We start from the raw sequence: 18,103 nt of genomic DNA on the forward strand, positions 1-18,103 counted from the left end.
GCCCCGTCAGGGGCACGGGGAACTGCGCCACCAGCCCCCACCGGCCGGTGGCCTACCGACGACCGAGAACCACCGCCCGACACTCCTCCGGAGCCCCCCAAGCGCCGCGCAGCGCACGTGCCTTGGTCAGCCACAACGACAGGTCGTACTCCGCCGTGTAGCCGATCGCCCCATGCAGCTGCAGCGCGGCCCGCGCCCCGGCGTACGCCGCCGCACAGGCACTGAGCTTCGCAGCGGCCACATCCGACGGAGTCATCGTCACCGCTGCCCCGAACACCAGCGGACGCGCGAACTCCAGCGCGATCTTCACGTCGGCCAGCCGATGCCGGACCGCCTGGAACGACCCGACGGGCACACCGAACTGGTTCCGCCGCTTGACGTACGCCACCGTTCTGTCGAGCAGGGCCAGCCCCACCCCCAGCGCCTGCGCGGCCGTGGCCAGCCGGGCCCAGGTCAGTGCCTCGCCCCACGGCGGCTCCGCATCGAGCAGCTCCCCGACCGGAAACAGCGGGGCGAGCCGTCGGGCGGGGTCCAGGGACCGGCGCACCGCCCCGGCGCCGGAGGACAACAGCAGGCCCTCCGGTGCTGCCGCGAGCCGTACGTCCGCCGCGTCCGCGTCCAGGGCGAACCCGTAACCGTGCTGCTCGAACGCCACCGTCGCCACCGTCCCGCCCGACGCGATCCCCGGCAGGAACCGCTTGGCGAGACCTTCCCCGTCGTCGAGCAGGACCGCCGCCGCCACCGTCTCCGCCAGCGGCCCCGGCACCGCGAACCGCCCCAGCTCGACGAAGGCGACGGCGAGTTCGACGGCCCGGCGCCCCGCCCCGCCGTACTCCTCCGGCACAGCGAGCCCGAACACCCCGGCGTTGCCGACGCGGCCCCACAACGCCCGTCCGCTCGCCTGCTCGCCGCGGCTCCAGTCGCGTATCACCGCCGGTGTGTCCGCGGCCGTGAGCAGCGCCCGTAGGGCGTCGGCGAAGTCCCGCTGCCCGGTGTCGAGGAGGAAGCGCATGTCAGCGGCGTCCCTTCGGCAGGCCGAGCAGCCGCTCGGCGACGATGTCGCGCTGGATCTCGTTGGTGCCCGCGTAGACCGGACCGGCCAGGGAGAAGACATAGCCCTCCGACCAGGGTGTGCCGGCCAGTTCGCCCTCCGCGCCCAGCAGGTCGAGCGCCGTCTCGTGCAGTGCCAGGTCCAGCTCCGACCAGAACACCTTGTTCAGGCTGGACTCGGGGCCGAGCGACTCGCCGTCCAGGAAGCGGGCGGCGGCCGCGTAGGTGAACAGCTGGTACGCGCGGGCGCCGGCGACGGCGGCGGCCACCCGGGCCGCGGCCGACTCCGGTTCGCCCCGCGCCCGCCAGAGGTCCCGCAACCGGTCGGCGGCGGCCAGGAAGCGCCCCGGAGACCGCAGCGTCAGCCCCCGCTCGTTCCCCGCCGCCGACATCGCGATCCGCCAGCCCTGGCCGGGCTCGCCGATCACGTCCTCGTCGGGCACGAACACCTCGTCCAGGAACAGCTCCGCGAACGCCGGCTTCCCGTCGAGACGGCCGATCGGGCGCACGGTCACCCCGGGCGCGCGCAGGTCGAACATCAGGTAGGTGAGCCCCTGATGCGGCTTGGGTGCATGCGGCTCGCTGCGGAAGAGCCCGAACGCGCGGTCGGCGAAGGCCGCCCTCGACGACCACGTCTTCTGGCCGGTGAGCAGCCAGCCGTCGTCCGTGCGCACGGCCCTGGAGGTGAGGGCGGCCAGGTCGGAACCCGCCTCGGGCTCGGACCAGGCCTGCGCCCAGACCACCTCCCCGGTGGCCATCGGCGGCAGCACCCGCGCGCGCTGCTCCTCGGTGCCGTGGTCGAAGAGGGTCGGCGCGAGCAGGCTGATGCCGTTCTGGCCGACCCGGCCCGGCGCGTTCGCCGCCCAGTACTCCTCCTCGAAGACCAGCCATCGCAGCAGCCCCGCGTCCCGGCCGCCGTACTCCTCGGGCCAGGACACCACCGACCAGCGGTCCGCGGCCAGTTCGGCCTCCCAGGCGCGGTGCGCGGCGAAGCCCCCGGCGGTCTCCAGGGAGGGGAGCGGCGGGTCGGGCACGTGCTCCGCCAGCCAGGCGCGGGCCTCGGCGCGGAACTCCTCGTCCGCCGGGCTGTGGGTCAGGTCCACGGTCGCCGTCACCGTCCTTCCCTAACAAGTGTTTGGTAGGTTAGCGTGGAGCCATGACAGGCGTCGAGAGTCCGGAGTACGTGCCCGGGCACGGGCTGCTCGAGGGGCGCAGCGCCGTCGTCACCGCCGCGGCCGGGGCGGGGATCGGCGGGGCGACCGCGCGCCGCTTCCTGGAGGAGGGCGCCCGCGTGCTGATCAGCGACGCGCACCCGCGGCGCCTGAAGGAGTACGCGGCCGAGCTGGCCGGCGAGCACCCGGGCGCCGTGACCGCGGTCCCGTGCGACGTGACCGACGAGGCCCAGGTCCAGGGACTCTTCGACACCGCCGTGCGGGAGCACGGACGGCTGGACATCGTGGTCAACAACGCGGGTCTCGGCGGCACTTCGGCCCTCGCCGACATGACGGACGACCAGTGGACGCGGGTCCTGGACGTCACCCTCAACGGCACCTTCCGGTGCTCGCGCGCCGCCCTGCGGCACTTCCGCGAGAGCGGGCGGGGCGGGGTGATCGTCAACAACTCCTCCGTCGTCGGCTGGCGCGCCCAGGCCGGCCAGGCCCACTACGCCGCCGCCAAGGCCGGCGTGATGGCGCTGACCCGGTGCGCGGCGATCGAGGCCGCCGGATACGGCGTGCGGGTCAACGCGGTGGCGCCGAGCCTCGCCATGCATCCGCACCTGGTGAAGGTGACCTCGGCTGAACTGCTGGAGGAGCTCACCGCCCGCGAGGCCTTCGGGCGGTACGCCGAACCGTGGGAGGTGGCCAACGCGATCGTCTTCCTGGCGTCCGGCTACTCCTCGTACCTCACCGGAGAGGTCGTCTCCGTCAGCAGCCAGCACCCGTAGGACGAGAATGTACCCGTGCCGACCAAGAAGAAGCCCCAGGTGACCGCCGCGCCCGCCCGGCGCCGCGAACTCCTCGCGACCGCCGCCGAGGTCTTCGCCGAGCAGGGCTACAACGCCACCACCGTGCGCAAGATCGCGGACCACGCGGGCATGCTCGCCGGCAGCCTCTACTACCACTTCGACTCCAAGGAGTCGATGCTGGAGGAGATCCTGCGGACCTTTCTCGACGAGCTCTGGGACGGCTACGACACCGTCCTTGGTGCCGAACTCGGTCCCCGCGAGACCCTCGAAGCCCTGGTCACCGAGTCCTTCCGGGAGATCGACCGGCACCGCGCCGCCGTCGCCATCTACCAGAAGGAGAGCAAGCAGCTGGTCGCGCAGGAGCGGTTCGGCTTCCTCGCCGAGTCGCAGCGCAGGTTCGAGAAGGCATGGCTGTCGACGCTGGAGCGCGGGGTCGCCGCACGCGTCTTCCGCGCCGACCTGGACGTCCGCCTCACCTACCGGTTCGTGCGCGACACCGTGTGGGTCGCCGCCTCCTGGTACCGGCCCGGCGGACAGCACAGCCCGGAGGAGATCGCCCGCCAGTACCTGTCGATGGTGCTGGACGGGATCGCCGTCCGTGAGTAGCCCACCCATTCGTTGAAAGCCCCTTTCTGCCGAGGGAGTTGCCGAGATGGCCGAGGCCTACATCGTCGAAGCGGTGCGCACGCCGGTCGGGCGGCGCAAGGGCGGACTGAGCGGGGTGCACCCGGCCGATCTGGGCGCCCGTGTGCTGAGTGCCCTGGTCGCGCGGTCAGGCGTGGACCCGGCCGCCGTCGAGGACGTCGTCTTCGGCTGCCTCGACGCGGTGGGGCCGCAGGCCGGAGACATCGCCCGGACCTGCTGGCTGGCGGCCGGGCTGCCCGAGGAGGTGCCGGGCGTCACCGTCGACCGCCAGTGCGGCTCCTCCCAGCAGGCCGTGCACTTCGCCGCCCAGGCCGTCCTCTCCGGCACCCAGGACCTGGTGGTCGCCGGCGGCGTCCAGAACATGTCCCAGATCCCCATCGCCTTCGCCTCCCGCCAGGCCGCCGAGCCGCTCGGCCTCACCGAGGGCCCCTTCCTCGGCAGCGAGGGCTGGCGGGCCCGGTACGGCAGGCAGCCCGTCAACCAGTTCGCCGGCGCCGAGATGATCGCCGCTAAGTGGGGCATCAGCCGCCGGGACCAGGAGGAGTTCGCCCTGAACTCCCACCGCAGGGCACTGCGCGCCATCGACGAGGGCCGCTTCGAGCGGGAGATCGTGCCCTACGGCCCGGTCGCCGTGGACGAAGGGCCGCGCCGCGACACCTCCCTCGAGAAGATGGCCGCCCTGAAGCCGGTCGTCGACGGCGGCACCATCACCGCCGCCTGCTCCTCCCAGGTCTCCGACGGCGCCGCCGCCCTGCTCCTCGCCTCCGAACGCGCCGTCCGCGAACACGGGTTACGCCCCCGGGCCCGCGTCCACCACCTCTCCGTCCGCGGCGAGGACCCCATCCGGATGCTCTCCGCGCCGATCCCGGCCACCGCCCAGGCCCTGAAGAAGACCGGGCTCACCATCGACGCGATCGACCTCGTCGAGATCAACGAGGCCTTCGCCCCGGTCGTCCTCGCCTGGCTCAAGGAGACCGGCGCCGACCCCGCCAAGGTCAACGTCAACGGCGGCGCGATAGCTCTCGGCCACCCCCTCGGCGCCACCGGAGTCAAGCTGATGACGACCCTCCTGCACGAACTGGAACGCACCGGCGGCCGCTACGGCCTCCAGACCATGTGCGAAGGCGGGGGACAGGCCAACGTGACGATCATCGAGCGGTTGTAGACCCTCACGTGAGGGCCGTGAGCCGGTCCCGGGTCTCCTCCGCCTCCTTCATGATCCGTGCCACCAGCTCCGCGCACGACGGCAGGTCGTCGATCACCCCGGCGACCTGCCCGGACGCCATCACGCCGAGATCCGTACGGCCGTCCACCATCGCCGACCTGAGCAGCATCGGCGTGTTCGCGGCCAGCAGCACCTGACTCCAGGACAGCTGCTTGCCGTGCCGCAGGGCCAGGCCGTCCCGCACCATCTGCCGCCAGGTGAGCCCGGACAGCTTCCGGAACCCCGCCGCCCGCCGTACCGCGCGCAGCAGACTCCGGGCCCGGCCCGAGCTCTCCAGCGCGGCCACCAGATCGGTCCGCAGCATCCGGTGCGGCAGCCCGTCCACCGCTCTGGTCACCGTGACGTCCCTGACCGTCGCCGCCAGATACCGCGCCTTCACCGTGTCCGGCACCGCCGAGTCCGAGGTGAGCAGGAACCGGGTGCCCATCGCGACCCCCGCCGCCCCGTACGCCAGCGCCGCCACCAGCCCCCGGCCGTCGAAGAACCCGCCCGCGGCCACCACCGGTATCCGCACCGCGTCCACCACCTGCGGCAGCAGCACGCTCGTCGCCACCTCGCCGGTGTGCCCGCCGCCCTCGCCGCCCTGCACGATCACCGCGTCCGCGCCCCACGCCGCCACCTTCTCGGCGTGCCGCCGCGCCCCCACGGACGGGATCACCACCACGCCCGCCTCCTTCAGTTCGGCGATCAGCTCGGGGGAGGGGGCGAGCGCGAAGGACGCCACCCGCACACCCCCGTCGATGATCAGCCGGACCCGGTCGCCGGCGTCGGCCGCGTCCGCCCGCAGGTTCACCCCGAACGGGGCGTCCGTACGGCACCGCACCTCGGCGATCGCCGCCCGCAGCTGGTCGAGGGTCATCGTGGCGGAGGCCAGGATGCCGAGGGCCCCCGCGGCGGCCGTCGCCGAGACCAGGCGGGGGCCGGCCACCCAGCCCATCCCGGTCTGCACGATCGGATGCCGGACCCCGGCCAGCCGGGTCAGTGCCGTCTCCATCAGCCGGCGACCTCCTTCGTCCGCGCGCCCGCCGGATCCAGCACCTCACGGATCAGCCGCAGCTCCTCCGCGCTCGGTTCCCGGGTGTACGGCACCTCGTCCGGGACGGCCAGCTCGAAGTCCGTGGCCCGCCGGACCTGGTCGACGCTCACCCCCGGATGCAGCGCGGCCAGCCGCATCGAGTGGTCCGGGGTCTCGAAGTCGAGGACGCCCAGGTCGGTGACGACCCTCGGGATGCGGTGGAAGCGCTCCGTGCCCGGATGCGCGGCGACCCGGTCGTACCCCACCCCGCAGACCATGTCGACCTTCGCCACGAACACCCGCCGGGAGTGCTTCGGGACCCAGTAACTCGTCGGGTTGTTGAGGGTGTTGAGCGGTGCACCGCGTACCCCCAGCAGCTGGCGGCGGGGCCGGGACCAGTCGCCGACGCAGGAGATGTTCTGGTTGCCGTACCGGTCGAGCTGGCTCGCGCCCATCATCACGTGCCGGCGGCCGCCGGAGACCAGCGCGAGATGCTGCCGGTAGGGCAGCCAGCCCTCGGGCGTCCCGTCCGGGCGGACCAGCAGGGCCTCGCCGTCGGTCAGCAGCAGGTCCGGCGCGAAGGTCAGCCGGGCCAGGCGGGCGCCCAGTGAGGGGATCAGGCCCATCGGGCTCGCCAGGATCTCACCGGAGCCGCGCCAGGCCTCGGCGCAGGCGATGACGCAGTACTCGGAGCGCAGCACCTCCGTGTGCGGCGCGTTGGTCGCCCCTGCCGCCCCTGTCACCTCTGTCATCCCTGTCCCTCCTGCCAGTTCCGCACCGCCGACCGGTACGCCTGCTCGTCCCCGGCCAGGAAACGCCCGGAGAACTCCGCCCAGGACGTCGACGCGTACAACCGCTGGAACGCCTCGTCCCGGCCGTAGTCCGGCGCGCAGGACGTGAAGTGCGCGCCGCCCGGCGCCTCCACCACCCCCGTCACGTTCAGCCGCTTGACGAGCAGTGACTGTGGGGCCGCCTCCTTCGTCAGCTCGGCCGTGTCCACGATCCGTTCGCAGGAGACGTAGGCCGCGTCCGCCGCCTCGCAGAACAGGTCGTCGAAGTACGGGTCCGGGCCCAGGTACTGCCCGTTGCCCAGCCGGTCGGCGCGGTTGACGTGGACCAGGGCCGCGTCCAGGCGCAGGGCGGGCATCGCCACGAAGGTCTCCCCGTCGTCGTACGGCGAGGCGACGGTCCGCAGGCCCGGGTTGACCCGCAGGACGTCCGAGCCGATCCCGGCGCGCACCGGCAGGAAGGGCAGCCGGTGGGCGGCCGCGTGCAGGCCCCACATGAACATGCCCTCGTCGACCTCCATGAGCTCGAACGCCCCGCGCTCGCGCGCCGCGCGGTAGTGCGGTTCGAGCGGAACGGAGTCGAGGGTGACGAAGGGCGTCACCAGCTTGCGCACCCGGCCGGCCGCGACCAGCATCCCGACGTCCGGGCCGCCGTACGAGACCAGCGTCAGATCGTCGATGCCGCTCCGGAGCACCGCTCTGACCAGCGACATCGGCTTGCGCCTGGAACCCCAGCCGCCGATGCCGAGGGTCATGCCGCCGGTCAGCCGGGCGACGGCCTCGTCGGCGGTCATCGTCTTGTCAGTCACTGCCCGCACCCTCCTTCCCGAAGGTGTCGCGTATCCGGTCGGCCACCCCGCTGAGGGCGGCCTCGAAGGTGAAGCCCTGTTCGAAGCGGTAGCTGCGCCGCACGTCGACGGGGTCGATGCCGTTGATGGCGGCCTTGGCCAGGCGCAGCAGCCGGCCGTCCTTGGCGGCTATCTCCCGTGCCAGCTCCAGTGCCGCGGAGTCCATTTCCCCGCGCGGTACGACCCGCCAGACCGAGCCGTGCGCGTGCAGCTCGGCCGCGGTCGCCGTGCGCGAGGTGTAGTACAGCGTCCGCATCAGGTGTGGCGGGACCAGGCGGGCCAGGTGGGTGGCCGCGCCCAGCGCGCCCCGGTCCAGCTCCGGCAGCCCGAAGACGGCGTCCTCGCTGGCCACGATCGCGTCCGCGTTGCCCACCAGACCTATCCCGCCGCCCAGGCAGAAGCCGTGCACCGCGGCCACCACCGGGGTCTCGCACTCGTACACCGCCGCGAAGGCCTCCGCGCAGCCCCGGTTGGCGCCGAGCAGCGCCTCGTCCCCGTCCGCCTGTATCTCCTTGATGTCCACGCCCGCGCTGAAGCCCCGGCCCCGCGCCGTCAGCACGACACAACGGGTCCCCGGGTCGCGGCCCGCCGCGCGCACCGCGTCCGCCAGCGCGAACCAGCCCCGCACCGGCAGAGCGTTCACCGGGGGGTGCTCGACCGTGACGAGCGCGATGCCCTTTTCCGGAGACGAGGTGGAGACACCCATGGACGCATCAGCTACCTTCGCACTCAACTGCCTTTCCACCAAACATTTGTTAGGTGTGAGGCTTCGAAGCTAGCAGCCGGTGCGGACGAGCGGGAGGCCCTGTGGATAACTCGCCGAGCGGCAGGACGGTCGTCGTCACCGGCGGTACCAGGGGGGTCGGCGCCGGCATCGCCCGGGCCTTCGCCGAGACCGGCGCCCGCGTCCTGGCCTGCGCCCGTCGGCCACCCGAACAGCCCCTGGACGGCGTCGAGTTCACTCCTCTCGACCTGCGCGACCCGCCCGCCGTGCGCGCCTTCTTCGACGCCTTGCCCCGGCTCGACGTGCTCGTCAACAACGCGGGCGGCACCCCCTACCGGCGGCTCGCCGACGCGGACGCCGAGCGGCACGCCCGGGTGATCGAGCTGAACCTCCTCACCCCGCTCACCGCCTCCCTCGCCGCGTACGAGCACCTCCGGCGGGCCCGCGGAGCGGTGGTGATGATCGGCAGCGTCAGCGGCGGCCGCCCCTCGCCGGGCTCCGCCGCCTACGGCGCGGCCAAGGCGGGGCTGGAGAGCCTGGCCCGGTCCATGGCGGTGGAATGGGCGCCGGAGGTCCGGGTCAACACCCTCGTGGTCGGCATGGTCCGCACCGAACTGGCCGGCCTCCACTACGGCGGCCCGGACGGCCTCGCCGCCGTCTCCCGCACCGTGCCGCTCGGCCGCCTCGCCGCCCCCACCGACGTCGGCGCCGCCGCCGTCTTCCTCGCCTCCGGCGCGGCCGCCTACATCAGCGGGGCGAGCCTGCTCGTGCACGGGGGCGGCGAGCGGCCCGCCTTCCTCGACGCCGCAACTGCCAACAAGCCGTTCGACCAGGAGGACTGAGATGAGCGGAATCTGCGCGGGCCGGGTAGTCGTCGTGACCGGCGCCGGGCGCGGGCTCGGCCGGGCCCACGCGCTCGCCTTCGCCGCCGAGGGTGCCCGGGTCGTCGTCAACGACCTCGGCGTCGGCCTCGACGGCGGGCCGGGGGCGGACAGTCCGGCCGCCGCCGTCGTGGAGGAGATCCGTGCGACGGGCGGCGAGGCGGTGGCCCACGGCGGGGACATCGCGACGGACGCCGGTGCGAAGTCGCTGGTCGAGGCGGCCCTGGACGCGTACGGCCGCCTCGACACCCTCGTCAACAACGCGGGCTTCCTGCGCGACCGCATGCTCGTCAACCTCGGCGAGGACGACTGGGACGCGGTCATGCGGGTGCACCTCAAGGGCCATTTCCTGCCGCTGCGGCACGCGGCCGCGCACTGGCGGGCCGAGGCCAAGGCGGGCCGCACCCCGGTGGCCCGCATCGTCAACACCAGCAGCGGCGCGGGCCTGCTGGGCTCGGTCGGGCAGGGCAACTACAGTGCCGCCAAGGCCGGGATCGTCGGTCTCACCCTGGTAGCGGCGGCCGAACTGGCCCGTTACGGCGTCCAGGTCAACGCCGTCGCCCCGGCCGCCCGCACCCGGATGACCGAGCGCGCGTTCGCCGCGGCCATGGCCGCCCCCGACGCCGGCTTCGACGCCATGGCCCCCGGGAACGTCGCCCCGCTCGTGGTCTGGCTGGGCTCCGCCGCGAGCGCCGGCGTCACCGGGCGGGTGTTCGAGGCGGAGGGCGGCCGGATCACCGTCATGGAGGGCTGGCGGCCCGGTCCGACCGCCGACAAGGGGGCCCGGTGGACCCCGGCGGAGGCGGGGGAGACGGCGCTGAAACTGCTGGCCGAGGCGGAACCGCCGGGGGCGGTGTACGGGGCGTGAGACCGGGGGCGGGGCCTGATCGGTCCGCCGGGGTTGCGCCGATTGCCGAGTGCCGGCAGCCGGCAGCCGAGCACCGGGCACCGGGCACCGGGCGACGATTGCCGACTGCGGCGCCGTCGTGGCCGGTCGCGCAGTTCCCCGCGACCTGTACGGAGCGCTGCCGGACCCGCCTGGGTGGCCTACGTGTCGCACTCCAGCACCGTCCGGCACAGGGAGCACCGGGCCCGGACGCGGCCCCGGACCGGCACCCGGATCCGCTGGTGGCAGGTCGGGCACGGGAACGAGACCCGCAGCCGGCCGCCACTGTCGGGGGTGAAGGCGTAGGAGGCGCCGTGCTGCGAGGGCGGCGCGCCGGGTGCGTGGCGGCGGTCCCGGGCGTAGCGGCGGCGGCCCGCCCACCCGGCCGCGCTGAGCGGTGGCTGTTCCGCGTCCTGGCGGGCCCTCGCCATGCCCTTCTGGTACGCCGTGTAGGCCTGCGGGCTGGTGAACCACACCGACGGGTCCTCGTGGAAGACGAGGGAACGCTTGGCCAGCACGTAGCCGAACTCCTCCGGGGTGAGGTAGCCGAGCTTCTGCGACGCCTCGCCGTGCTCCCGGTAGGCGTCCAGGAGCAGCCAGCCGGCCCCCAGGTAGGTGGTCGCCGTGTCGGTGAGGATCTCGTTCTCCCGGACACCCGGGAAGGACAGGTCCAGGCGGTGCAGGTAGACGTGCATCACCTCGTGGGCGAGGGCCGCGCCGATGTCCCTGCGGTGGGTGCGGAAACGGTCGTTCAGCTCGACGAAGTACTCCGGGCCCGCCGTGAGTTCGACGTTCGCCGCGTGGGTCATGTCCTTGAAGCCGACGATCATGCGGGCGTCAGGCAGGCGGAAGTGCCGGACGATCTCGCGGGCGACGCGCTGCGCGCCGAGGTGGAGGTCGTCGGTGTCGCAGAACGCGACGTCGGCGGGGAGGACGCTGGTGGCGAAGGTCTGGACGGTGTCGTACGAGAGCCGTCGGTACAGCGCCGTGATGGCGGCCCGCACGGTGTCCAGGTGCGGGTAGCCGTGCTCTACCGGGCCGCCGTTCGCCACGTCTCCCACCCCCATGGACGCCGCCGGAGCTGTCCTTTCACAGTATGCGGGGGATGGGGAGGATCGGGGGGCGGAAGGTTGTCCGATGTCCAGGCGGGTGGGGGCCGATCGCGCAGTTTCCCGCGCCCCTAAAGGGGCGCGATGCGTGCCGTCTCCTGGTCAGTCCCCTGGAGTTCCAGAATCCAGATCTCGTTCTCGCCCTCCCGCAGGATCGGGCCGGGGACGTACAGCGACTCCTGTGGGCCCGCCGACCAGTACCGGCCGAGGCCGAAGCCGTTGATCCAGACGAAGCCCCGGGTCCAGCCGGGCAGTTCCAGGCGGGCGTCACCGGCCCCGTGCACCGTCACCGTGCCCCGGTACAGACCCGGCGCGCCCTCCCGCTGGAGCGGGCCGAAGGACACCTCGTCCACGCCCGCCTCGAACGCGTCCAGGTCGAGTCCACGCGCGCGTACCCCGTGCAGGAACTGGCGCTCGTGCAGGAGACCCCCGGTGATGCCCTTCGGCTCGCCGGAACGGGGGCCGTAGTTGACGCGGCCCAGGGACTCCACCCAGAGCTCCACGCGCGCGGGGCCGGCGACCGGCTTCTTGAGCTGGGGTTCCTCCTCGGTGAGGACTCCGGCCCGCTCGCCGTCGACGTACACGACCGCGAGGTCGCGCAGGCCCCGCGCGGTGAGCGGGTACGGCTGCCGCGGGCCCGGCACGTCCACCTCGTAGCGGACCAGACCCCGGGCGATGTCCAGCTCCTCGAAGGTGGGCGGGACGGGGTGGACGCGTTCGGGGGTGCCGAGGGTCTCCAGGACGGCGGTGAGGGGGGCCCAGCCGGTCACCTCCGCGTCCGCCGGGGAGACCAGCACGGCCGGGGCCGGGGGCAGGTCGGGCAACGGGTCGTCGTGGTACGCGGCGAGGACCTCGCGGAAGCGCCAGAACTTCTCCGTGGGTCGGCCGTACTCGTCGATCGGGGCGTCGTAGTCGTACGACGTCACGTCCGCCTCCAGCGGGCCCTCGTGCAGTTCGCCGCCGGGCCGGTTGGCGCCCGCCCAGCCGGCGAAGTTGGTGCCGCCGTGCGCCATGTAGACGTTGACCGACGCCCCGCACTCCAGGATCTCCCGCAGCGCCGCCGCCGCGTCCTCGGCGTCCCGCACGACGTGCTCGCCGCCCCAGTGGTCGAACCAGCCGCACCAGAACTCCATGCACATCAGCGGGCCCTGCGGCTGGTGGCGGCGCAGGGTCGCGAAGGCCTCGCGCGCGTGCGAGCCGAAGTTCACCGTCGCGAGCAGTCCGGGGACCGAGCCGCCGGTGAGCATGTGATCTTCGGGGCCGTCCGAGGTGACCAGCGGCACCGTGACACCCTCGGCCCGCAGCAGGCCGGTGAGGTGGGCCAGGTAGGCGGTGTCGGAGCCGTAGCTGCCGTACTCGTTCTCGACCTGAACCATGATCACCGGGCCGCCGCGGTCCAGCTGCCGGGACACGACCTCGGGCAGCAGACGGCGGAACCAGCGGTCCGTGTGCCGCAGGAAACGCTCGTCACGCGTGCGTGCCGACGCGCCCAGCCCGCCCGTCACCCAGTGCGGCAGCCCGCCGTTCTCCCACTCCGCGCAGATGTAGGGACCCGGCCGCACGATCGCCCACAGACCCGCCGCCCGCGCCGCGTCCAGGAAGCGGCCGAGGGCCTCCACGTCACGGAAGTCGCCGGGGTGCGGCTCGTGCAGGTTCCAGGGGACGTACGTCTCCACGCAGTTCAGCCCCATGGCCCGCAGCAGCGCCAGCCGGTGGCCCCACTGGTCCTCGTGCACCCGGAAGTAGTGCAGCGCGCCGGACAGCAGCCGTACCGGCCGCCCGTCCAGCAGGAAATCCGTTTCGCCCACCGTGAAGTCGCTCATACGCTCACCTTGGCCTGCTGGCGCGCGCCGGGACCATGGACAAAGATCAGCAGCACTTGGACGGAAGAAACGCGCGGAAAATCCGCACGGAAGAGACGCACGGGGAGACGCACGGAAGGGGCGCGCAGTGCCGCAGGGAGCGCCGGTCTTCCGCACCTGGATGCGGTTCTTCACGCCCGGCGCCGTCCACCACCGCCTCGGCCTGGTCTGCCTCGGTGTCGGCCTCCAGTACGGCGCCGTGCCCGCCGTCGGCCCGCGCGTGCTGGACGGGCACGTGGCCGTGGTGATCAGCTCGGGCCGGGGCTGGTACCGGATGCCCGACGGGCGCCGCACCGCCGTCACCGCGCCCGCGCTGGTGTGGCTCACGCCCGGCGTCCCGCACCACTACGGCCCCGATCCGGACAGTGGCTGGGACGAGGCGTTCGTGACCTTCGCCGGACCCGACACCGCGACCTACACGGAACTCGGCTACATCGAGCCCGAGCGGCCCGTGGTCCCGCTCGCGGACGCCACCGGACCCCGGGACGTCATCGCCCGGATCGCCCGTGCCGCCCGCCGCGGCAACCCCCTCCTGGAGGTGGAGACCGGCGCCGCCGTGCACGAGCTCCTGGTCGCCCTGCGGCGCGCGCGTGCCGACCTCGCCCCCGGCGGCGACCCGATGCTGCACGCGCTCGCCCGGGACGCCTGTACCGGGATGACCGTCGCCGACCACGCGGCCCGGCACGGCATGACCCCGGCCGAACTGCGCACCGTCGTCCGCCGGGTCGCGGGGTGCAGCCCCAAGGACTACCTGATCGGCATCCGCCTGGGCCGCGCCCAGGAACTCCTCGCCACCACCGAACTCTCCGTCGCGGCCGTCGCCCGCCGCGTCGGCTACGACGACCCGGCCTACTTCTCCCGCCTGTTCACCCGCCGGGTCGGCACCGCACCGGTGCGCTTCCGCGCCCAGCAGAGCCGGGCCGTGCCCGACGACTGGAACGAGGACCTCCAGGAGGACGGCGAACCAGGTCCGCCGGTGGCCGAACCCGCCGACGGCCCCTAGGGATCACCCCGCCGCCCCCTTTAGGGTTGACGCCCATGACCACCAGCAACACCGGTACCGGTGACGTCGACCCCGCCGTCCGCGAGGAACTCGGCCGGCTGCGCGACAGCATCGACAACATCGACGCGGCCGTCGTCCACATGCTCGCCGAGCGCTTCAAGGCCACCCAGCAGGTCGGCCACCTCAAGGCGGTGCACCGGCTGCCCCCGGCCGACCCGGCCCGCGAGGGCCGCCAGATCGCCCGGCTGCGCGCCCTCGCCGAGAACGCCAAGCTCGACCCCGCCTTCGCCGAGAAGTTCCTGAACTTCATCATCGCCGAGGTGATCAGGCACCACGAGTCCATCGCCGAGGACACCGTGAACGGCGGGGAGACCGACGGGCACTGATCCGGGGAACCCGGCGCACGCCTCGACGAGCGTCCGGCACGGCAGGGCGACCCCCGTGCGGTGACGAGCACGGCAGGGCGACCTCCGTGCGGTGACGAGCACCGCAGGGCGACCCCCGTGCGGTGACGAGGCGCTCGAACAGGTGCTCCGGGCGCAGGGGTGCGCACACCAGCGCCGTTTCGTGCCACTCCGCGCCCCCGGGGCCGGACATATGCCGCGTACCGACCCCGCCCCTGTGCGTTGTCGGTGTCATCAGGCAGCATGGCCCGCATGTCCGTACTGACTCGCGACGAAGCGCAGAGCCGCGCCGAGCTCCTCGACGTCCACCGCTACACGATCGACCTCGACCTGACCACCGGGGACGAGACCTTCGACTCCCGCACCGTGATCCGGTTCACGGCCCGGTCCGACGGCGACACCTTCGTCGAGATGAAGCCCGCCGCCCTGCGCGCCGTTACCCTCGACGGACAGCCCCTCGACCCCGGGACGCTCGACCAGGACCGGCTGCCCCTGAAGGACCTCACCGCCGGGGAGCACGAGCTGCGCGTCGAGGCCACGATGCGCTACTCGCACACCGGCGAGGGCATGCACCGCTTCACGGACCCCGCGGACGACGCGACGTACGTCTACACCCAGCTGTTCATGGACGACGTGCAGCGCGTCTTCGCCGCCTTCGACCAGCCCGACCTGAAGGCCGTCTTCGAGCTGTCGGTGACCGCCCCCGAGGGCTGGACGGTGCTCGCCAACGGCGTCACCGAGCACCTCGGCGAGGGCCGCTGGCGGGCCGCCGCCACCCCGCTGATCTCCACCTACCTGGTCGCCGTCGCCGCCGGCCCCTGGCACTCTGTGCGCACCGAGCACCGCGGACTGCCCTTCGGCATCCACTGCCGCCGCTCCCTGGCCCCGCACCTGGACGCCGACGCCGAGGAGATCCTCGACATCACGCGCGCGTGCTACGACCGCTACCACGAGAAGTTCGAGGAGCCCTACCCCTTCGACTCCTACGACCAGGCGTTCGTCCCCGAGTTCAACGCCGGCGCGATGGAGAACCCGGGCCTGGTCACCTTCCGCGACGAGTTCGTCTACCGCTCCGCCGTCACCGACACCGAGCGGCAGACCCGCGCCATGGTCATCGCCCACGAGATGGCCCACATGTGGTTCGGCGACCTCGTCACCCTCAGGTGGTGGGACGACATCTGGCTGAACGAGTCCTTCGCCGAGTACATGGGCTACCAGACCCTCACCGAGGCCACCCGCTACACGGACACCTGGGTGGACTTCGGCGTGGCCCGCAAGGCCTGGGGCTACGACGCCGACCAGCGCCCCTCCACCCACCCGGTCGCCCCCGAGGCCGTCGACGACACCGCCGCCGCCCTGCTCAACTTCGACGGCATCTCCTACGCCAAGGGCGCCTCCGCGCTGCGCCAGCTGGTCGCCTGGATGGGCGAGAAGGACTTCCTGGCCGGCATCAACATCCACTTCCAGCGGCACCGGTTCGGCAACGCCACCCTCGCCGACTTCGTCGACTCCCTCGCCGCCGCCTCCGAACGCGACGTGCACGCCTGGGCCGACACCTGGCTGCGCACCACCGGCGTCGACACCCTCACCCCGGTCCTGGCCGCCGCGGCCGACGGCACCCGCACCCTCACCGTCGAGCGCGCCGGCAGCCGCCCGCACCGCGTCTGCGTCGGCGTCTACGACCAGGACCTCACCGACGACGGCCGGCTCACCCTGCGCGAGCGCATCGACCTCGACATCCCGCAGACCGCGCCCCAGGTCCTCGGCAAGCGCCCTGCCCTGCTCGTGCTCAACGACGGCGACCTCACCTACGCCAAGGTCCGCTTCGACGCCGATTCCGCGGACACCGCCCTCGCCCACCTGTCGGGCCTGCCCGACCCGCTGACCCGCGCGGTGGTCTGGAACGCCCTGCGGGACGCGGTCCGCGACGGCGAGCTGTCGCCCACCGCCTACCTGGAGACCGCCCGCGTCCACCTCCCGCGCGAGACCGACCTCGCCCTCGTCCAGGGCGTGCTGGCCTTCACCGCGGTCCACGTGGTCGACCGGTACCTCAGGCCCGAGGACCGCCCGGCGGCCCTCGCCACCGTGTCCGCCCTGTGCCGCGACCTCATCCGGCGCACCGAGGACGGCGACAACCCCGGGCTGCGCCTGATCGCCGTACGGCACTTCATCGCCGCCGCCGCCCACCCCGACACCATCGCCGCCTGGCTCGCCGAGGGCACCGTGCCCGGCGGGCCCGAACTCGACCCCGAGCTGCGCTGGCGCATCATGACCCGGCTCGCCGTCCTCGGCGCCGTCGACGAGGCGCGGATCGCCGCCGAACTGGCCCGCGACCCCAGCGCCAGCGGCCAGGAGGGCGCCGCGCGCTGCCGGGCCGCGCTGCCCGACCCGGAGGCCAAGCGCATCGCGTGGGAGGCGATGTTCACCGGCGACGAGCTGTCCAACTACCTGTTCACGGCCACCGCCGAGGGCTTCTGGCACCCCGAGCAGGCCGACCTGGTCCGCGAGTACGTGCCGCGCTACTACCGGGACGCGGTCGCCGTCGCCGCCCGGCGCGGCCCCCGCATCGCCACCGTCACCGGCCGGCAGGCCTTCCCCGCGCACGCCGTCGACGCCGAGAACCTCGCCCTCGGCCGGGCCTGCCTGGCCGACGGCGAGCCGGTGACGGCCCTGCGCCGTCGCCTGGTCGACGAACTGGACGACCTGGAAAGGGCGTTGCGGGTCCGCGAGGCATAGGGCGGCGCACCCGCGACGACCCGGGCACGGCCGGTCCGACATCACGATGCGCGGACCGGCCGCCGCTCCTAGGCTCGGTGCCGGAGAAGCACCAGAGCCCCAGGGAGAAACCCGTGATCGTAGTCACCGGTGCCACCGGCAACGTCGGCCGCGCCCTCGTCGCACGTCTCGTCGCCGGCGGACAGCCCGTGCGGGCGCTCACCCGGGCCCCGGAGACGGCCGGCCTGCCCGACAAGGCCGAGGTGGTGCGATTCCGTCCGGACGACCCGGCCCCGCTGCTCGCGGGGGCGACCAAACTCTTCCTGTACGTCCAGGGGGCCGGCGGGCGGCTGCCCGAACTCCTGGACGCGGCCCGCGCGGCCGGGGTGCGCCAGGTCGTCCTGCTCTCCTCCGGGATCATCAAGGAGGGCGCCGACGAGACCCACCCCATCCACGTCATGCACGCCACCGCCGAACGCCGGATCCGCGACAGCGGGCTCCCCTGGACGTTCCTGCGCCCCAACGCGTTCGCCACCAACGCCCTGCGGTGGGCGCCCCAGATCCGCGCCGGGAACACCGTGCACGGCGTCTTCGCCGGCATGCTCACCGCGCCCATCCACGAGGACGACATCGCCGCGGTCGCCGAACGCGCCCTCCTCGACGACGGCCACGAGGGCGCCGCCCACCGTCTCACCGGCCCCGCCGCCACCACCAACGCCGACCAGATCGCCGCGATCGGGCGGGCGGTGGGCCGCGAGCTGTCCTTCGTCGAGGTGCCGCCGGAGGAGGCCGCCCCGCTGTTCCCGGGGACCCCGCCGGCGATGCTCCAGGGCCTGCTGAAGACCTTCGGGGCCACCGTGGGCGTGCCACCGGAGATCACCGGCACGGTCGAGGAGATCACCGGCAGCCCGGCACGGACCTTCGGGCAGTGGGCCGCCGACCACGCGGCCGACTTCCGCCCGTGACGTCCTCGCTTCCCCCG

The 18,103-nt window shown here is 73.4% G+C and carries 17 protein-coding genes; 9 read left to right on the forward strand and 8 right to left on the reverse strand.

Annotated features, from left to right (window positions below; genetic code table 11):
- Positions 1–52: 52 nt before the first annotated feature.
- Both BLW82_RS32030 and BLW82_RS32035 read right to left on the reverse strand, forming a co-directional pair.
- Positions 53–1,012 (reverse strand): acyl-CoA dehydrogenase family protein, encoded by a 960-nt coding sequence (locus tag BLW82_RS32030; protein WP_093504316.1) that lies wholly within the window; start codon positions 1,010–1,012, stop codon positions 53–55.
- 1 nt (position 1,013) lies between these two features.
- Positions 1,014–2,153: an acyl-CoA dehydrogenase family protein gene (locus tag BLW82_RS32035; protein WP_093508391.1), complete on the reverse strand. Its 1,140-nt coding sequence runs from the start codon at positions 2,151–2,153 to the stop codon at positions 1,014–1,016.
- A gap of 53 nt (positions 2,154–2,206) precedes the next feature.
- Here BLW82_RS32035 and BLW82_RS32040 point away from each other — a divergent pair, with 53 nt between their 5' ends.
- From BLW82_RS32040 to BLW82_RS32050, 3 genes are read left to right on the forward strand one after another with little or no spacing between them, the layout of a single operon-like run.
- Positions 2,207–2,995, forward strand: a complete 789-nt coding sequence (locus BLW82_RS32040; RefSeq protein ID WP_093504318.1) for an SDR family oxidoreductase — start codon at positions 2,207–2,209, stop codon at positions 2,993–2,995.
- 15 nt (positions 2,996–3,010) lie between these two features.
- Complete coding sequence (locus BLW82_RS32045; protein WP_093504320.1) at positions 3,011–3,622, forward strand: TetR/AcrR family transcriptional regulator; 612 nt, start codon at positions 3,011–3,013, stop codon at positions 3,620–3,622.
- Positions 3,623–3,668: 46 nt separating this feature from the next.
- Positions 3,669–4,826 carry an acetyl-CoA C-acetyltransferase gene (locus BLW82_RS32050; protein ID WP_093504322.1) on the forward strand — a complete coding sequence of 386 codons (1,158 nt, stop codon included), beginning with the start codon at positions 3,669–3,671 and terminating at the stop codon, positions 4,824–4,826.
- 4 nt (positions 4,827–4,830) lie between these two features.
- On the opposite strand, the gene BLW82_RS32055 is transcribed toward BLW82_RS32050, so the two are convergent.
- From BLW82_RS32055 to BLW82_RS32070, 4 genes are read right to left on the reverse strand one after another with little or no spacing between them, the layout of a single operon-like run.
- On the reverse strand, positions 4,831–5,880 hold the full coding sequence (locus BLW82_RS32055; protein WP_093504324.1) for an NAD(P)H-dependent flavin oxidoreductase: 1,050 nt from the start codon (positions 5,878–5,880) through the stop codon (positions 4,831–4,833).
- Positions 5,880–6,653, reverse strand: a complete 774-nt coding sequence (locus BLW82_RS32060; protein WP_093504326.1) for a CoA-transferase subunit beta — start codon at positions 6,651–6,653, stop codon at positions 5,880–5,882. Before BLW82_RS32060 ends, BLW82_RS32055 begins: the two co-directional genes overlap by 1 nt.
- Positions 6,650–7,498, reverse strand: coding sequence for a CoA transferase subunit A (locus tag BLW82_RS32065; protein WP_093504328.1), 849 nt, complete (start codon positions 7,496–7,498; stop codon positions 6,650–6,652). The genes BLW82_RS32060 and BLW82_RS32065 overlap by 4 nt, the downstream gene beginning before the upstream one ends.
- Entirely contained in the window at positions 7,491–8,243 is a 753-nt protein-coding gene (locus BLW82_RS32070; RefSeq protein ID WP_093504330.1) for an enoyl-CoA hydratase family protein, read from the reverse strand. Before BLW82_RS32070 ends, BLW82_RS32065 begins: the two co-directional genes overlap by 8 nt.
- Positions 8,244–8,344: 101 nt before the next feature.
- Between BLW82_RS32070 and BLW82_RS32075 the strand changes: the two genes are divergently transcribed.
- Together BLW82_RS32075 and BLW82_RS32080 are read left to right on the forward strand one after the other, a co-directional pair.
- Positions 8,345–9,103 carry an SDR family oxidoreductase gene (locus BLW82_RS32075; RefSeq protein WP_093504332.1) on the forward strand — a complete coding sequence of 253 codons (759 nt, stop codon included), beginning with the start codon at positions 8,345–8,347 and terminating at the stop codon, positions 9,101–9,103.
- 1 nt (position 9,104) lies between these two features.
- Positions 9,105–10,010 (forward strand): SDR family oxidoreductase, encoded by a 906-nt coding sequence (locus BLW82_RS32080; RefSeq protein ID WP_093504334.1) that lies wholly within the window; start codon positions 9,105–9,107, stop codon positions 10,008–10,010.
- Positions 10,011–10,189: 179 nt separating this feature from the next.
- On the opposite strand, the gene BLW82_RS32085 is transcribed toward BLW82_RS32080, so the two are convergent.
- Together BLW82_RS32085 and BLW82_RS32090 are read right to left on the reverse strand one after the other, a co-directional pair.
- Complete coding sequence (locus BLW82_RS32085; protein WP_093508392.1) at positions 10,190–11,080, reverse strand: hypothetical protein; 891 nt, start codon at positions 11,078–11,080, stop codon at positions 10,190–10,192.
- Positions 11,081–11,208: 128 nt separating this feature from the next.
- Positions 11,209–12,960 carry a glycoside hydrolase family 35 protein gene (locus tag BLW82_RS32090; protein WP_093504336.1) on the reverse strand — a complete coding sequence of 584 codons (1,752 nt, stop codon included), beginning with the start codon at positions 12,958–12,960 and terminating at the stop codon, positions 11,209–11,211.
- Positions 12,961–13,120: 160 nt separating this feature from the next.
- On the opposite strand from BLW82_RS32090, the gene BLW82_RS32095 reads away from it, so the two are divergent.
- The 4 genes from BLW82_RS32095 to BLW82_RS32110 all read left to right on the forward strand — a co-directional run bounded on the left by BLW82_RS32095 (position 13,121) and on the right by BLW82_RS32110 (position 18,086).
- Positions 13,121–14,002, forward strand: coding sequence for a helix-turn-helix domain-containing protein (locus BLW82_RS32095; protein WP_093508393.1), 882 nt, complete (start codon positions 13,121–13,123; stop codon positions 14,000–14,002).
- A gap of 35 nt (positions 14,003–14,037) precedes the next feature.
- Positions 14,038–14,388 (forward strand): chorismate mutase, encoded by a 351-nt coding sequence (locus BLW82_RS32100; RefSeq protein ID WP_093504338.1) that lies wholly within the window; start codon positions 14,038–14,040, stop codon positions 14,386–14,388.
- A gap of 270 nt (positions 14,389–14,658) precedes the next feature.
- Positions 14,659–17,142, forward strand: a complete 2,484-nt coding sequence (pepN, locus tag BLW82_RS32105; RefSeq protein ID WP_093504340.1) for an aminopeptidase N — start codon at positions 14,659–14,661, stop codon at positions 17,140–17,142.
- Between the two features lie 113 nt (positions 17,143–17,255).
- The gene (locus BLW82_RS32110; RefSeq protein WP_093504342.1) at positions 17,256–18,086 is read left to right on the forward strand and encodes an NAD(P)H-binding protein; all 831 of its coding nucleotides are present in this window, start codon (positions 17,256–17,258) and stop codon (positions 18,084–18,086) included.
- Positions 18,087–18,103: the final 17 nt, after the last annotated feature.

Origin of the sequence: Streptomyces sp. Ag109_O5-10 (assembly GCF_900105755.1) — a bacterium.
GTDB lineage: Bacteria > Actinomycetota > Actinomycetes > Streptomycetales > Streptomycetaceae > Streptomyces.

Excerpts from the sequence above, each read along its gene's own strand:
- BLW82_RS32030 (WP_093504316.1), bottom strand. The coding sequence starts at position 1,012 with ATGCGCTTCCTCCTCGACACCGGGCAGCGGGACTTCGCCGACGCCCTA.
- BLW82_RS32040 (WP_093504318.1), top strand. The coding sequence starts at position 2,207 with ATGACAGGCGTCGAGAGTCCGGAGTACGTGCCCGGGCACGGGCTGCTC.
- BLW82_RS32050 (WP_093504322.1), top strand. The coding sequence starts at position 3,669 with ATGGCCGAGGCCTACATCGTCGAAGCGGTGCGCACGCCGGTCGGGCGG.
- BLW82_RS32055 (WP_093504324.1), bottom strand. The coding sequence starts at position 5,880 with ATGGAGACGGCACTGACCCGGCTGGCCGGGGTCCGGCATCCGATCGTG.
- BLW82_RS32060 (WP_093504326.1), bottom strand. The coding sequence starts at position 6,653 with ATGACAGAGGTGACAGGGGCGGCAGGGGCGACCAACGCGCCGCACACG.
- BLW82_RS32070 (WP_093504330.1), bottom strand. The coding sequence starts at position 8,243 with ATGGGTGTCTCCACCTCGTCTCCGGAAAAGGGCATCGCGCTCGTCACG.
- BLW82_RS32080 (WP_093504334.1), top strand. The coding sequence starts at position 9,105 with ATGAGCGGAATCTGCGCGGGCCGGGTAGTCGTCGTGACCGGCGCCGGG.
- BLW82_RS32090 (WP_093504336.1), bottom strand. The coding sequence starts at position 12,960 with ATGAGCGACTTCACGGTGGGCGAAACGGATTTCCTGCTGGACGGGCGG.
- BLW82_RS32095 (WP_093508393.1), top strand. The coding sequence starts at position 13,121 with ATGCGGTTCTTCACGCCCGGCGCCGTCCACCACCGCCTCGGCCTGGTC.
- BLW82_RS32100 (WP_093504338.1), top strand. The coding sequence starts at position 14,038 with ATGACCACCAGCAACACCGGTACCGGTGACGTCGACCCCGCCGTCCGC.
- pepN (WP_093504340.1), top strand. The coding sequence starts at position 14,659 with ATGTCCGTACTGACTCGCGACGAAGCGCAGAGCCGCGCCGAGCTCCTC.